Here is a 15,391-nt window from a genome sequence, read left to right on the forward strand (position 1 = left end):
ATTCATTTCCATTTTTTATTTATTTTTTCTTTTTCTTCTTGGTGACGCCTTTGTAAAAAGGTTTTTTCCCTTTTTTCCCATTTTCTTTTTTTGGACCATATTTACTATCGGCTTTTTTCGGACGTTTTTTCTTGTCCGTTTGCCGTCCATTTGAATGTTTTGAAGAACCTCTATTTGCTTCTTTTCTTCTTCCTTTTGGCGCTTCCAGCGGTGCCAATTCCTCTGCGGAGACTAATTCGAAATCAACTGCTCGCTCAGTAGGATCAGCCTTGACTACTTTCACTCGTACTTTTTGTCCGATCTTGAATGTTAATCCTGTCCGCTCACCAACGAGCGCTAGATGGTTTTCAATGTAGTGGAAGTAATCTTGTTTCAATTCATTGATATGGATCAAACCTTCTACTGTATTTGGCAGTTCGATGAATAACCCGAATTTCACCACAGAGCTGATGATCCCATCAAATTCTTCTCCCACTTTATCCATCATAAACTCGGCTTTCTTCATTGAGTCCACTTCACGTTCTGTTTCAACTGCACGTCGCTCCATTTTCGAGCTATGATCGGCAATATCAGGCAGTGCATTTTCCCAATGCGTCTGATTGCTTTCACTTGGATCTTGACCATATGAACGAATTAAACGATGCACGATCAAGTCTGGATAACGACGGATCGGTGACGTGAAATGTGTATAGTACTCTGCTGCTAATCCGTAATGGCCAAAATTATCCTCAGAATAACGCGCTTGTTGCATACTTCTTAACAACATGGTATTGATCACTGCTGACTCCGGTTTTTCTTCAACATCTTCGATCACTTTTTGTAAGTCCTTAGGTGTGATCGTGCCCTTCGTTCCTTTGACTAAAATCCCTAAAGCAGATGCAAAATCAAAGAAGCGTTGCATTTTCTCTTCTTTTGGTTGCTCATGGATACGATAAATAAAAGGGAAATTCGCACGTGAATAATGTTCTGCCACCGTTTCATTGGCTGCCAACATAAAGGATTCGATCAAACGTTCTCCTACACCACGACTCCGCAAGAGGATATCTTGAGGGTGACCTTCTGGATCAACCATGATTTTGGCTTCACGATCTTCAAAAGAGATCGCACCACGACGAATACGCATCGTCTCTAAGATCTCATGCAACTCACCCATCGCTTGAAACATAGGAACCAATGAGTCATAGCGAGCCATAGTTTCTTCATCTTGCTCTTCTAAGATCTGATTGACTGCTGTGTAAGTCATTCGCTCTGTTGTTTGGATCACACTTGGAAAAATCTCATGAGAAATGATTTTCCCTGTTGGGTCGATCTCCATTTCACAACTCATTGTTAACCGAGGAACTTTAGGATTCAACGAACAAATCCCATTTGATAAACGTTGCGGGATCATCGGAATCACACGATCAGTCAAATACACACTTGTTCCCCGCTCATAGGCTTCACGATCTAATTGGCTACCTTCTGTCACATAGTATGAAACATCGGCAATGTGGACGCCTAAAAAGTAATTTCCATTATCTAACTTTCTAACTGTGACTGCATCATCTAAATCTTTGGCATCTTCGCCATCGATCGTCACGATCAACTGGTCACGTAGATCCCTGCGACCAATCAAATCTTTGTCGCTGATACTATCCGGTACAGCATCTGCTTCGCTTAATACATCATCCGGAAACTTGGTCGGTATCCCATTGGCTACGACAATCGATAAAATATCCATGCCAGGATCATTCTTATGACCAATGACTTGTTTGATGATTCCTTCTAAACTCGTTGCATAGCTTTTTTCTGGATAATGGGTCAATTCGATCAGCACGATACTTCCGTCTACTGGACGAACGCCTTCTGCTGCGGCGTACACTTTGAATTGATTCATTTTTTTATCTTTTGGAATGACTACTCCATAAAGATCCGTTTCTGCCATTTCATCTTCTGTATAGGCGATGAACTCTCCGGCAATTTGTGTGGTTGCGCGTTGACGAATCTCAACGACCTTTCCTTCGGCTCCACGATCCGAAAAGGCATCCGCCGTTTTGACGATATCGATTGCAACAGTATCCCCGTCCATCGCATAGCCAGTCGCTTCTTTGGGGATATACACATCATCTTCTTCAGGATCGATCGTAACAAACCCAAATCCTCGCTCATTTGCGCGGAACGTTCCTTCAATCAAAATGGGTTGAAGTGGCAGTTTGATTTTTCCTTTTTTGGTAAATACGATACTTTGTTCTCTTTCCATCTGTGCGATGGTTTGCACTAGTAATTTAAAATCTTCGCTTTTTTGAAAGCCAAGACCTTCAGCGATTTCTTCCATCGAAAAACTTTTCTTACGACTGCTTTCAATAAAGAAAATGATTTTTTCTTTTAATGTTTCTTTTGTCATTATTATTCCTCATTCCAAGGTAAGTTCTCTAGAAAATCCAATACATCCTTTTCAAACACTTTTCTTGCTATTCCTACTGTGATCACATGCTTACTTTCTGGATACCAGTGTAAGGAAATGTCAGTATGCGCAAGTTTTTTTGCTGTCTCGTAGACACCATAAGGATCAATCATTTCATCTTGACCCGCTTGAGCCATGAATACTGGTTTTTGGATATCTGATAACTTACTTTCTGTTATTGCTGCTTGTTCTTGAATATCTGTTAATTGTTGCTGTACTCGTGGCCGAAAGCTTTCGACTTTTTGTTCGATCATCGACTCCGATTCACCGGCAATTTTCAAGACCTGGCGTACATAATTCTCAAAATTCTCCGGCACATGATTTTCTACTGGAGAAATTGGCGAACAAAAAAATCCGCCTCCTATCATCGGAAATTCTGATAATGCTCGGACTGCAAAAATCCCGCCCATCGATAATCCTAATACGGCGATGTCAGAAAATCCCTCATCGTAGAGAAACTGGATCGCTTGTTTCGTGTCTTGCCACCACGTCTCAGCGTCCTGTTCTAAGATCTCATTTGGAGCAAGCGTGCCATGTCCTGTAAACATTGGGGCATAGACCGAATAGTTTGATTTCTCTAAAAAACGGGCTAACATCCGTACATCATTTGGACTACCTGAATACGCATGCAGTAAGAGGATTGCACGCTTCCCATGTTTTTCATAAATAGGTTGTGGTAGACTTTTCATTTTATTCACCTCATTAGCCTTATTTTACCATAGTTAGCAAATACCTTCTTATATAACGGTTCTTTTTCTATTCAACAAAAAAGGTCTGGGAGCATTTCGTTTCCCAGACCTTCTATTTTTTTGAACAATCGATGAACCATCCGTGTATCCTCAAAATCTAAATGAAGCAAATGATCACTTCTGATCATTGGTTTCGAACGATTTATTTAGAAGATAAAAATGCAAGTACGAATAACAGAATCATCCATACAGCGCCCATAACAGCTGTCGAGCGTTGCATTACTGCTTCAAATCCACGTGCTTTTTGCTTTCCGAATAATTGATCTGCGCCACCTGTAAATGCACTTGCTGCACTATTTTGTTTGCTTGGTTGCATCATGATCGCAATGACCATCATAATCGAGATGACAATGACGATCCCTAAAATAATATTATACATCAAACAGCCTCCTTTCTCAAAATATCGTCCTTCTAACTTTATCACATAACACGTCTTGTGACAACAGTGTTTCATAAGATGGCCGATGTTTTAAAGAACATTTCTTGGCTTTTTCACATCGATTTTTTTGCAGGTTCTGTGACAAACGATACCCCTGTATCCTCGTCTATAATCAATGCTTATTTGATAACCATTGGCGCTTATTTACGCCAAACATCATGATATTCAGCTTTTCTCTCAAACTCCGCTTTTGCGTAGGGACATAACGGAATCACTTTTCTGCCAGTACGTCTGGCTACTTCCACTCCTGTAGCAACCAATTTTTCTGCTAATTTCTGTCCACGAAATGCAGGATCAACAAATGTATGATCAATGATCATAATATCAGGACCAGCATCCGACCACGTCATTTCTCCTATTTCGTTTTGTTCATCGTCCAATAACACTAAGCGATTCTTTTCTTCTTTGATTTCCATCATTTCACTCTCCCAACCCTAAAATAACGAACAGTTTCTTTATTCAATTTGATTTTACCAGTCCTATTTTTTTCAAACAATCATTTGTACTTATAGACCCACTCTTTGCTTAATGAATGAAAAAATCACTGTCCAGTAGGTCTCTGGATCTTTACTTACTGCTTCTAAATGTTCTGCTCCAGGCACTAGCAGTAAAGCTTTATCTCCTGCCGTGGCATTTTGGATCGTATAAGCTGCTTCCATCGGGACAAAATGATCATGTTCACCATGGATGATCAGAACGGGTAAATGATTGCTCCCTAACTGTCTCGTTGCTGATGCCTGTTTCAAAGAATAACCTGCATATTTTTGCGCGTAACGATTCGCATGTCGCATAATGATTTTTTTTGGAAAAACCGTCAATTTGCTTAACATATAACGAAATTCTGAATAAACGGATACAAAGCCGCTATCAAGAATCAATCCTTTGACAGCACTCGGCAACTTCTCTCCACTAGCCATCATGATCGTAGAAGCACCCATTGAGCCTCCATGTAAGATGATCTTAGCCTCTGGCTCTCGTTGCAAGATCTCATTGATCCAGAGTATCAAATCTAACCGATCCAACCACCCCATCCCAATGATCTCCCCTTCACTTTCTCCATGAGCACGCAAATCAGGGATCAAGACATTGAAGCCTTTTTCTGCATACTTTTTCCCGATATAAGACATGTCTTTTTTCCCTGTGCTGCGATAGTCATGGACACAGACTACCCATTTACCTTTGTTCGAATAAGTAGAGAACATTCTACCCTTCAATTTTAACCCCTCTTGACTTTTGGTCGTTATGGGTTCTCCTTGTTGCCAAAAATCTTCTGCTAGATCTTCTAAACGTTGGCGTTGTTCTTCGACTGTCGTCAAAGAGGCAGGGTCCATGAGTTGATGGCCTGTTTCTTCATACCAAGCATAACCACGTTGTAATCCAGTTTTGATCAACTTCTTTGCGTACAGATAAGCAATAAAATGATAACTACCGATCATTAATAACATAATTAATAAACTATAAAAAACAATCACTTGCATCCCACACTTTCTACTTGGTGATTGAAACAAAAATTCAAGTATGCTAAATGGTGCTCTATCTTTCTCCTACGTATTTCAACGTTCATTTCTATTGTACCACGTTCTATCAAAGAGACAGACAGTGAACCATTGATCTGCTGTAATTTTAAAGACCTTATTCCTTACAAACGATCTTTTTTTCCTACTTCTAACACTCATAAGAGATAATGAATTGTTTGCATAACATTTACATTCTTCATAAAAATAAGTATACTAATGCCGTGCATTGGAATCAAGGGTTGACCCCTTGGACTGGTTCGGAAACTTCCCAGGATAAAAAACTAAGTGTCTCTAAAGAAAGGAGATTGGAAATAATGCGAAAAGTTATTATTGATTGCGATCCCGGTATCGATGATACATTAGCGCTATTGTTTGCATTAAAATCACCAGAAATCGAAGTTGTCGCAATCACCACCGTTTGTGGAAACGTCCCCGTACATTTGGGAACTGAAAATGTGATCCGTTGTTTGGAACGTTGTGACCGTTTAGACATCCCTGTCTATCAAGGTTCTGCAACACCACTCAACACGCCATTTATCAGCGCTCAAGATACTCATGGCATGGACGGTCTAGGGGAAACGAACTTCCCATTAGTAACAGACAAACAAGCCGAAACGATCCACGCTGTTGATTTTTTAGCGAGTTATTTTGCTGAACAAAAAGATACTTCACTGATCGCGTTAGGGCCACTAACAAATATCGCTTCTGCTTTACAAAAGAATCCACAAATAGGCAAACACATGGATCGATTTGTTTCGATGGGTGGCACGTATAAAAGCCACGGCAATTGTTCACCTGTAGCAGAATACAATTACTGGTGTGACCCTGATGCCGCAGCTTATGTATTTGAACATCTTGGTCAAATGATTGAGATGGTTGGTTTAGACGTGACACGAGAAATCGTCTTTACACCAACGATCCTAGAATATTGTTGCCAACTCGCGCCCGAAGAAGGCAATTATTTAAAAGCAATCACACGCTTTTACTTTGACTTTCATTGGCAACAAGAACGCGTCCTAGGTTGTGTCATCAATGACCCTTTGGCAGTTGCGTATTTCATCGATGAACAACTATGCCAAGGATTCACTAGCTATACTGCTGTTGAAACACAAGGCATCAGCCGCGGACAAACCTTGGTTGATCGTTATGATTTTTGGCAGAAAAAACCAAACAGTCTAATCATGACAGATGTCGACACCTCTCTTTTTTTCCGGAAGTTTTTAGCCGTTCTTTTACATGCACAAGAAGAATTGATAAAAAATGATCTGGAAAGATTAAAGATAGGATGAAAAAAGATGACACAAAAGAAAATCACGACAAGAATGATCACAATCATGGCACTAAGTATCGGAATCAACTTTCTCGGTGGAACGATTGCTTTATGGCTCCGTTTACCGATTTATCTTGATTCGATCGGTACGATTTTTGCAGGAGCTTTACTCGGACCAATTCCTGGGGTTTTGACAGGATTAAGTAGTAGCTTACTTAGTGGCGTGACGATGGATATGTTCTCTTTGTATTATTCCCCGATACAAATCATCACTGGGTTATTAGCGGGGTTGATTTTACCACAGAAATTACAGGCCCAAGGTTTGAAGAGTAGACTTTCATTATTGGCATGGACGTTTGTCCTTTCAGCTCCTGGAACCATACTGTCATCGATCATCACGATCCAATTATTTGGCGGTATCACTTCATCAGGTTCAAGTGCCATTGTCCAACTTCTTTACGGATTAGGACTAAACCAAGCAGCGAGTGTCACGATTGTTCAAGCAGCGACAGATTACTTAGATCGACTGCTATCGGTCCTTGTCGTTTCGCTCGTTGTGTTGAAATTACCAAACCAAGTAGTGGCAAAGACAAGAAATCGTTGATGAATATTTGTACTATAGCTAATCACTAAATGCAAAAACCCGAACGTCGAATCAGTTTCTCTCATCTCTATGAGAAGGAACTGATCCATCGTTCGGGTATTGTTTTTTATCCAAAAGTTTTTGTCTCTTGTTTGACTGAAAGAAACTTTCCTAAAGCCAGCATGCTATCGTTCCATCAACAAGGCACTATCCTGGACTTTAATATTTTTTTCTCGATCTTTATACGTAATCGGTCGGATCACTTTACACGGATTCCCTGCCGCGATCACATTTTCTGGTATATCTTTTGTTACGACACTTCCTGCCCCAATGATGCTATTTGCACCAATCGTCACCCCTTGAAGAACATGGACTCCCGCTCCTAACCAAACTTTATCGCCAATATGGATCGGCTTCGCATAAACGACATGATCAGCACGTTCAAATGGATCTTCTGCATGATTGGCTGCATACAAACCAACCCTCGGCCCTACATAAACATCATTTCCGATCGTCACCTCATGACAATCAAGAATGATCATATCATGGTTCAAATAAACATTATTTCCTATAGAAATGTTGAATCCAAACTCACATTGAAAATTCGACTCGATATAGACATTCTCACCCATTGAAGCGAATAGCGCCCGCAAAATGGGGTATTTATAATGATTTTCTGAATTCACGAGAAAATTGTATCTCCTGCATTGTCTCAACGCATGATTTCGTGCGTGTACTACTTTAGAGTCCATATCATCGTATGGTAATCCTGTATTAGTTATCTGTTTCACATCATCTTCGCTCATCTTTCTCCCCCTATTATCTTATTTGCTTACATGTATTATAACAGAGAGTCTATTTTCTATAAGGAAGAGAGATTTGTGAAAGATCGTGACGGTGTTTTTTCTAGTAATTGGTTTCGTGAATTCGCTCTATCTCTTTTCGATAGGATCTTGTTAATTCTTGCTCTTTTTCTTCTAATTGTCGTGCATAGTTTTGAGCCGTATGGATCAGTTTACGATCTATTGCCTCCATTTGATGAAAGAATTGTCGGTTATCCCAATGATCATTCTTCGTCAAATACATGATTTTTTGTACCAATTGACCTGTTTCTTTCCTAAAGTTTACTAACTGATGATCGATTTCTTCTTGTTGACGGTGTATCTGACGTTTGTTTTAATAGAATTGCTCCTCTAAATCTTGTAGTTTACGTTGTTTCTCTACTGTCCCCATTCTTTACCCCCTTTTCACAGGTGTGACCAATGTTGGTTGTTTCATTTGTTTGACATACTGTTCTGCTGCAACGGCACTTTCCCCTTCTAAAGCGCCTTTCAAAGTAGATGGTAAGACACTATTCGTTTGTTGATACATTCCTTCTGAGATCTCTTTTAGGGATTCGATCGAAGTTAACTTGGCCTGAGCGATACGACTTTCCTTTGCCAGAATCAGCGCTTGTATGGCTACTCGTTCCCGTTCCTTTTGTTCTTGTCCAAGTTTTTCTAGAAATTCTTGTAATTCTCTATCTTCCATGGATAAACTCCTTTCACTTGTTTTTGAACAAATTATTTCCTGCTTGTCTGTCATACTCTGTAAGATGATTTGCTACTACCGCCAGTTTATTACTAAACTCCTCCAGCTTCTCTTTATATTGTTTCACTTGATTCGTATTTAATGCGGCTTGTCCGCTGTCCCATACATTATTTTTTTCATATGGGGAAACCATCTCTTGTACTTCCCAATAAGTCAAATAGTTTTTGATTGCTCCCGCACCAGCCAATAGTTCTTTTGATATTGCCGTAATCTCATCTTCAGATTCTTTTTGTGCATTTTTAAAGATGATCTCGTACTCTTCGCCTATATTTTTCGCTTTTTGGATGATCGATTGAACTAACTCCGATTGTAAAGTGATTTTTTTAGAACCTGAAGCATTAGAAATTCTTTTATGTAATTCGTTGACCGTCTCGTTCCATTCACTAGCAACTTTTGCCTCTGCAATAATCTTGGCATATTCTTTTTCGAAATCTTTATATTCTCCAGATAGCAATAGTTTTATAACTTCGGTAAAAGATAACCCACCTTCTGGTTTTTCTTTTACTACACGAGTCAAATATTTATCGATCAAATGGGAAACCTTGATCCCCGCAGCAAAAATGTAGCCATGTTCCTTCAAATTAGCTTCCTGAAGTGTACCATCGGGATTTATTTGAAACTGTCCAAAGTCATGGCTAGAACCGTTTTGATCTTCCATATCAAACGTCGTGTTAAAAGATTTCGGTAGTAAGTAACGAACATTCCCGATTTCATCTACCCCAGACTTATTTCTATTCAACATGGAAACAATATCAAAAGCATTGACGTAATAGTCGATTTTCCCATGCTCTTCCAACTTCTGGATATTTTTTTGTGCCTGTTCCGACATTCTATTGATACTTTCACGTGCATCAGGGCCTTGAAACAAAACCACTTTGTCGATTTTCGCAATATCTTTTTCAGGAAGATTCGCCACAGCCTGAATCGACACCATCGTTCCCAGAGAATGACCTGTGACAGACATTGTAGCATGAGGTGCTTGTGTGGTCATTTCCGTTATCTTCTGGTGCATGGCTTGATTTGCTAATTTTGCTTGCGGAATATAAGCATTTTTTGTTGTAAATGCCTGGTTATTATGCCACCAGTCATTAAGATTCAAATTACTTGAAGAAATACCATCACTGCCTCTAGTAACAAAGTAAGTGTGTTTGGTCTCTATAGAAAGCTTAGGGGTATCCGTCACATAATAAGCATTGAAACCAGCTTTCTCATCCGTCAATAGACCTTGCTTATATGTGTTTTTTACATAGCTCTGTATTTCATAGCCTCCGTTTACTTTCGGCACTCGGATGTTTCCTAACTCTTTGACTGTTTTGACGGTGGTGTCGGGTTGGAGGTAGACTGTACTTAAATCATTTCCATGACCATCTTTTGCATTTGGGAAATTGAATTTAACAGAATTATTATTGTCTAGTTTCTTTTTTTTACTAAAGCTAAGCTCTTCATAAGGAAAGTTAATCTCACGACCTGTATAAGATCTTTGTGCAAAATTAGCATATATATTATTTGTATTTTCTAAATCAGACATGATGTTCTCCCTCATAATTTATTTTTTGACCATAATGTAAAGTTGACATATCAGGTATATTGTTTTTATTTAATTTTATATCAAGCCTGAAATCCATATTTGGCTTATTATTTACGAATCCAAAAATTTGAATTTTTTTACCTGCACCACTAGGAAGACCATTTCCGATAACCACTTGATTAACATTGTTCCAATCATAATCAATCGCTGTTACTTTTTTACCTTCAGATTGGTTAATATATTCTGTCATTTTACTTTCATGCTCTTTCAAAAAAGCAATTTGGTTCTCTTTTTCTGTTGGTTGGCTCATTCTATTCACTCCTATCGTTATCAAAAGCACTAATAATACACCTATACTTACTGAAATCAACCATTTTTTCTTCTTTCCCAATTGATTATCCCCTCATTCCTAGCTCTCCTAATTTATGTCTATGTTCTTTCTGACAAACTCTCGAAACTTTACCTAAACAGGTTCTTAAAACAAAACAACTTTGTCGATTTTAGCAATATCGTTTATTCATGTACATTTATTGGTATGTACTTTATTTCCTCTGTTTACTTTTGGACCACGTATTTCCCTAACTCTTTAACTGTTTTTACGGTAGCATCTTACCGTTATTGGGTAGCTTTGCTTCCTCATTAGTTACATCCCTATATTAATCAATCTCTTTAATAGCATAATCAAATTCCACTTAATTCATACTATTTAAATATTTTTAAATTGAATTAGGCGAACTATTAGAGCTGCTTCTGGCTAAATTGGCATAAATATTGTTGAAATTCTCTACATTTTTCATAGAAGCAATCCCTTAATTCTAAAAGAATTAAAAGCAGTCATGCTTTCTATCACTGGCATTCTATTTGTTTTTTCAAGACTGAATTGTAAATAAAAACTGGAGTCAGGAATATGATTGAATTTTCCTTCAATTGTGATTGCTTCTCCTGCCCCAAAAGGAAGTCCATTTCCAATCGTAATAACTTCTACACTTTCCCAGATATATTGAACGCTTGTGATTTTATCATTTTGTAACTTTACATATACGGTCATTTCTTTTTCATGTTCTTTCAAAAAAGCGATTTGTTTTTCTTTTTCCGTCGGTTCCATTATTTTTTTCATCCCTAACATGCCTAAAGGTACTAAGATAATAGTCAAACTTATTACAATAATTTTCTTCTTTTTCCTCACATATTTTTTCTCCTTTATGCTTTTACCTTTGTGAATCAATAGTTACAAGCATACTTATATTTTTGATCTTAATTTCTCTTCTTAATGGTCGATTAAGTGTGCTGACTATACCAAATTAAATGTTCATTTGTATTTCACCTTACTCAAAGCTTTTTATTTTAGTAGGATTTGAAATATTATCGGGATAAATATATATTTCAAATCCATCAACCTTTTTATCTGTTTCATCAAAAAGATAGATAGTAACAGCGATTGACTTACGACTAAACGCCATGCCCTGTACAACTCGAACTGTTTCCCAATCATACTCAATATTTTTAATTTGATATTTTTTTAAAATTACGTAATCATTTCTTTCTTTCACATATTCCGTTATTTTTTTCTCGTGCTCTTTCAAAAAAGCGATTTGTCTTGCTTTTTCTGTTGGCTCATCTATTTTATTCACACCTATTGTTGTAAAAAGGGCTAATAGTATGCCAATACTTACTGGAATCAGCCATTTTTTCTTTACCAATTCATTATCCTCTCATCTCTTGGTCGTCCAAGTTTTTGAAATCTTTTTTGGTATGGATTTTCACGTAAATTTATACTTCATATCTTCCCATTACTTTTGATACTGGTATTGCTCCAAATTCTTTAACTCCTTTCACACATTAGCATCGGGTTAGAGGGAAACTGTGCTTACAGGTTTTTCATAAACAGGTTTTTCATAAACAGGTTTTTCATAACCATCTTTTGCATTTACAAAATTAGCATGAATGGTATATGAATTATCTAAGTTAGCCATCATCTAGTTCCTCCATTGCTTCTTCAAAATCATTGGTCGCTATCTCTTCTATCTTAGTAGGTTTTTTTAAGTTATTTGGTAAAACTTGAATTGCTCCGCCATCTATTTCATTTTTATCAATACTATATAATTCAATATCAACTATGTAAATTTTTGGGGTAAAAGCTCCGCTATCCTCTATCCTAAATGATTCCCAATCATATTTAATAATAGCTATATTGATTTGTGGGTTCCTCTCTTTAATGTACTTGGTTAAGTATTCTTCATGCTCTTTCAAAAAAGCAATTTGGTTCTCTTTTTCTGTTGGTTCGCTTATTTTATTCACTCCTATCGTTGCAACAAGCATTAAAAGTATACCTATACTTACTGGAATAAGCCATTTTTTCATGACCAATTGATTCTCCCCTCACTCCCTTTTTTATTGATTCATAGGCAAAACTATTTGTTCTTCTTTTGTACGAGCTTTGAAATAAATTTACATATATCCTTCAAGATTTGGATTCTAGAATAGCGTTCGTCGTCCACATATCATTTATAGTAGAATATTCTTTATCTACGTCAATGATCAAAGTATTTCCTTTATAATAATAATTTTCTTCCCTACTTTTTTTCTTATCTATAACATCAAATTTGATTCCTAGGGTTGGCCTCGAAAACGCCATGCTTTGATAACATTCTACTGATTCCCAATCGTAGTTGATTTCGATTTCTGAATGACTTTCTTGTTTTATATATTTAGACATTTTTTCTTCATGTTTTTTCAAAAAAGCTATCTGCTTTTCTTTTCCTGTCGGTTCCATTATGTTTGTCAATCCTGGCATGCCTAAAAGCACTAAGATAATAGTCAAGCTAACTACAGTTATTGTTTCCTTCTTTCTCACAGTGCGTTCTCCTTTCTGCTTTTATCTTTATGTCATCTACAGTTTAAACAATAGGTTATGTTCTGATCTCGGTTTTGTCTTCTAGACGATAGATTATGTATGCTGACTATACTGTTCTAAGCTTGTTACTCATTTACATTTCAACTTATACAAAAGTCTTAATTCTAGAAGGATTTGAAATATTATTGGGATAAATACATTTCAAATCCATCAATATTTTTATCTTTTTTATCAAAAAGATTAATATTAACAGCTATTGACTTAGGACTAAACGCCATGCACTTTATAACTCGAACTGTTTCCCTGTATAGGCTACACTAGAATAACCCTTTTTCTTAATCTTGACTCACCTATCTACTTCTTTCATATTAAGAAGTAAGTCTCTCTTTCTTTATATGTACGCAAACAATGCAAAATATTTCATTGAGGTATCAAGTTGATCATCAATTATAGCGTTTTCAAAAACATTATAACAAATTAGAATCGACCTCTACATAAAAATCCAATTAGATAGATGATGTTACTTAATTTTGAGGTGCAATTCTAAAGGAATAATCAACTACATAGTATTCGTATAATGGTATTTTTTTGTAAAATGAATGTTCCTCACTTCATCTAGCTCTTGTTTGAGGCATTGTATAATATAGTAAATCGAATATAGGTAGGCTATAATGAACTTGACCTTTTCTTGTGAAATTTAAAAGGTAGCTTTTCATATAAGATGGAGGTGACCTTTCATGAAAAACCAACTTGCTTTTAAATTTTTACCCAAGTTATGGACTTCTATTTTATATCTTGTCGTGATTGCCGTTGGCTCATTCATGTATTTATCAAAGTATTGGAATGTTACGATTTTCACCTCTATCTATCCTGATTTTTATCTTCATATCTCAAACTTTTCAATTAGTTTGATTTTAGGTTTGATTCCATATTTTTGGTTATTGATGGGGATAAAATTCAATTATGTAGTCATCTTTTCTTTACTCTTACTTATAGCAAACGCGCTATGTGAGACTGTCCTCGGATTCATAAACACACCTGATCTTATTGATATGTGTTTTGGCTTTGCTGGTACTGGAATTTCTTTCCTGACATTGTTAATCATTTATACATTCGGACTTTTACCTAATAAAGAAACCACATAATTTTTCAAACATCATCTGGCTGAAATGCAAAACGAGAATCGAAGCCTTAGCTATCGATTCTCGTTTTCTTATATTTAAGATAAAGTATTACACTTGTGATGATCAACAGAGCAGAAAAAACAAGCAACAAACCAATCACCCAGATATTACTTCCTTGATTGACGATAATCTTGTTTGAACCACCTGTTTGCTCTATCAATCCTTCCAGCTCTTCTTTTGTATAATTAAATTTAGTTACTTTTTCTTTGCCATCAACAGTTAGGATAAACTGATATTCCCCAAACATCAATTCTGCATCACTAACTAACGGTAGATTTAGCTTTGTTTTAGTCATTGGCGTCAATGCAATTGAGCTTTCTTCAATTTCTCCTTCAGAAATGATATCCCCGTTTGGATTGATTACTTTGTATGAGCCGCTTTCCGCAAAAGTTACTGCAGGATCATTGTTGACTATATAGTAATCAAGCCTTATCGCATCCTGTGAGCTCACAAACTCAAACTCATCATAAGTTTGTTCTTTTTCAGCCTCTATTTCATCCATCTTGAGATGAAATAGGATCACTTTCTCATAGACATGAACGATATCTACAGCATCTTCATGACTTTCTTCACTTAATGTCTGAGAGAAATTCACCCCACCTAAAACTTCTCCATTAAGTTCCTCAGTCACATTGATCAAAATTGCTATCGTTTCACTTTGTTTCGCTTCAACTTTGATTTTCCCGTCTTCTAGTTCGCCATTAGCATCAGTTATCTTCACGTATTTACTAAAGTCATACTTTTCATCTAAAAGATTTTCTGTATTTTCAACATAAGTGACACTTCCCATCGTTGATATAGCAACCGATGGATAGACAGTAACATCTAAGTCTTTGTCACCTATATTTGTAATCGTAGCAGTGAACTCATAGTTCTTATTAAGTTCTGGAGTAAACTGCAGATAGCTATTTCTGATCTCATATTCTTTGGGTTGCACATCCACTAGGATCGATGCAGTATCTTCCTCGGACGCCTCTACTGGTTGTATGTAAAAAAAACATCCCATCAATAAAACGAAAATAAGCGAACAGAAGTCAACTAACTTGTATTCTTTGGCTTGGCTATTTTTTGTCATTATTTCTCCTATTCATTTTCCTATCAAGTATCTTAAATCTCTATATTTTTTCTTGATCATTCTTATTCCTCTTTTTCACAACAGTAGTTATCCTATCATCATACTTTGTATTTTGATTCATCAGAATGTTTCACTTTTCCCTGATCAAATTGAAAAGAA

General features: G+C 36.8%; 19 protein-coding genes and 1 riboswitch. Of the genes, 3 read left to right on the forward strand and 16 right to left on the reverse strand.

What is annotated here, in order from left to right:
* Positions 1-19: 19 nt before the first annotated feature.
* The 5 genes from rnr to IGJ00_RS11120 form a co-directional block, all read right to left on the reverse strand.
* Complete coding sequence (gene rnr, locus IGJ00_RS11100; protein WP_071866744.1) at positions 20-2,383, reverse strand: ribonuclease R; 2,364 nt, start codon at positions 2,381-2,383, stop codon at positions 20-22.
* Positions 2,384-2,385: 2 nt separating this feature from the next.
* Positions 2,386-3,132: an alpha/beta hydrolase gene (locus IGJ00_RS11105; protein WP_086334968.1), complete on the reverse strand. Its 747-nt coding sequence runs from the start codon at positions 3,130-3,132 to the stop codon at positions 2,386-2,388.
* 202 nt (positions 3,133-3,334) lie between these two features.
* The gene (gene secG, locus IGJ00_RS11110) at positions 3,335-3,571 is read right to left on the reverse strand and encodes a preprotein translocase subunit SecG (RefSeq protein ID WP_010734881.1); all 237 of its coding nucleotides are present in this window, start codon (positions 3,569-3,571) and stop codon (positions 3,335-3,337) included.
* 200 nt (positions 3,572-3,771) lie between these two features.
* Positions 3,772-4,047 carry a GNAT family N-acetyltransferase gene (locus IGJ00_RS11115; RefSeq protein ID WP_019724263.1) on the reverse strand — a complete coding sequence of 92 codons (276 nt, stop codon included), beginning with the start codon at positions 4,045-4,047 and terminating at the stop codon, positions 3,772-3,774.
* A gap of 90 nt (positions 4,048-4,137) precedes the next feature.
* A complete protein-coding gene (locus tag IGJ00_RS11120; RefSeq protein ID WP_177187660.1) occupies positions 4,138-5,103 on the reverse strand; it encodes an alpha/beta hydrolase in 966 nt (321 codons plus the stop codon).
* Positions 5,104-5,394: 291 nt separating this feature from the next.
* Positions 5,395-5,439, forward strand: a riboswitch (PreQ1 riboswitch).
* 23 nt (positions 5,440-5,462) lie between these two features.
* On the opposite strand from IGJ00_RS11120, the gene IGJ00_RS11125 reads away from it, so the two are divergent.
* Together IGJ00_RS11125 and IGJ00_RS11130 are read left to right on the forward strand one after the other, a co-directional pair.
* On the forward strand, positions 5,463-6,437 hold the full coding sequence (locus IGJ00_RS11125) for a nucleoside hydrolase (RefSeq protein WP_071866741.1): 975 nt from the start codon (positions 5,463-5,465) through the stop codon (positions 6,435-6,437).
* A gap of 6 nt (positions 6,438-6,443) precedes the next feature.
* On the forward strand, positions 6,444-7,022 hold the full coding sequence (locus IGJ00_RS11130) for an ECF transporter S component (RefSeq protein WP_074799566.1): 579 nt from the start codon (positions 6,444-6,446) through the stop codon (positions 7,020-7,022).
* Between the two features lie 164 nt (positions 7,023-7,186).
* Here the strand turns inward: IGJ00_RS11130 and IGJ00_RS11135 are convergent, their stop codons facing one another.
* The 10 genes from IGJ00_RS11135 to IGJ00_RS11180 all read right to left on the reverse strand — a co-directional run bounded on the left by IGJ00_RS11135 (position 7,187) and on the right by IGJ00_RS11180 (position 12,973).
* Positions 7,187-7,807, reverse strand: coding sequence for a sugar O-acetyltransferase (locus tag IGJ00_RS11135; protein ID WP_010734876.1), 621 nt, complete (start codon positions 7,805-7,807; stop codon positions 7,187-7,189).
* A gap of 100 nt (positions 7,808-7,907) precedes the next feature.
* Positions 7,908-8,102: a hypothetical protein gene (locus IGJ00_RS11140; RefSeq protein WP_438844434.1), complete on the reverse strand. Its 195-nt coding sequence runs from the start codon at positions 8,100-8,102 to the stop codon at positions 7,908-7,910.
* Positions 8,103-8,237: 135 nt separating this feature from the next.
* Positions 8,238-8,531 (reverse strand): hypothetical protein, encoded by a 294-nt coding sequence (locus IGJ00_RS11145; RefSeq protein ID WP_430603892.1) that lies wholly within the window; start codon positions 8,529-8,531, stop codon positions 8,238-8,240.
* Positions 8,532-8,544: 13 nt separating this feature from the next.
* Positions 8,545-10,119 carry a cutinase family protein gene (locus IGJ00_RS11150; RefSeq protein ID WP_438844435.1) on the reverse strand — a complete coding sequence of 525 codons (1,575 nt, stop codon included), beginning with the start codon at positions 10,117-10,119 and terminating at the stop codon, positions 8,545-8,547.
* Entirely contained in the window at positions 10,112-10,510 is a 399-nt protein-coding gene (locus tag IGJ00_RS11155) for a hypothetical protein (protein WP_081367425.1), read from the reverse strand. Before IGJ00_RS11155 ends, IGJ00_RS11150 begins: the two co-directional genes overlap by 8 nt.
* 402 nt (positions 10,511-10,912) lie before the next feature.
* The gene (locus tag IGJ00_RS11160; RefSeq protein ID WP_438844436.1) at positions 10,913-11,305 is read right to left on the reverse strand and encodes a hypothetical protein; all 393 of its coding nucleotides are present in this window, start codon (positions 11,303-11,305) and stop codon (positions 10,913-10,915) included.
* Positions 11,306-11,444: 139 nt separating this feature from the next.
* Positions 11,445-11,819 carry a hypothetical protein gene (locus IGJ00_RS11165; RefSeq protein ID WP_019723974.1) on the reverse strand — a complete coding sequence of 125 codons (375 nt, stop codon included), beginning with the start codon at positions 11,817-11,819 and terminating at the stop codon, positions 11,445-11,447.
* Between the two features lie 150 nt (positions 11,820-11,969).
* Positions 11,970-12,092 carry a hypothetical protein gene (locus IGJ00_RS11170; protein WP_438844437.1) on the reverse strand — a complete coding sequence of 41 codons (123 nt, stop codon included), beginning with the start codon at positions 12,090-12,092 and terminating at the stop codon, positions 11,970-11,972.
* Positions 12,085-12,480, reverse strand: a complete 396-nt coding sequence (locus IGJ00_RS11175) for a hypothetical protein (RefSeq protein ID WP_438844438.1) — start codon at positions 12,478-12,480, stop codon at positions 12,085-12,087. The genes IGJ00_RS11170 and IGJ00_RS11175 overlap by 8 nt, the downstream gene beginning before the upstream one ends.
* A 100-nt stretch (positions 12,481-12,580) precedes the next feature.
* Positions 12,581-12,973, reverse strand: coding sequence for a hypothetical protein (locus tag IGJ00_RS11180; RefSeq protein ID WP_108145334.1), 393 nt, complete (start codon positions 12,971-12,973; stop codon positions 12,581-12,583).
* A gap of 737 nt (positions 12,974-13,710) precedes the next feature.
* On the opposite strand from IGJ00_RS11180, the gene IGJ00_RS11185 reads away from it, so the two are divergent.
* Positions 13,711-14,118: a hypothetical protein gene (locus IGJ00_RS11185; protein WP_108145335.1), complete on the forward strand. Its 408-nt coding sequence runs from the start codon at positions 13,711-13,713 to the stop codon at positions 14,116-14,118.
* Positions 14,119-14,164: 46 nt separating this feature from the next.
* Here IGJ00_RS11185 and IGJ00_RS11190 read toward each other — a convergent pair whose 3' ends face one another.
* On the reverse strand, positions 14,165-15,232 hold the full coding sequence (locus tag IGJ00_RS11190) for a WxL protein peptidoglycan domain-containing protein (RefSeq protein ID WP_071866730.1): 1,068 nt from the start codon (positions 15,230-15,232) through the stop codon (positions 14,165-14,167).
* Positions 15,233-15,391 lie beyond the last annotated feature (159 nt).

The sequence above is a fragment of the Enterococcus sp. AZ062 genome, assembly GCF_051715065.1.
Lineage (GTDB): Bacteria > Bacillota > Bacilli > Lactobacillales > Enterococcaceae > Enterococcus_B > Enterococcus_B mundtii.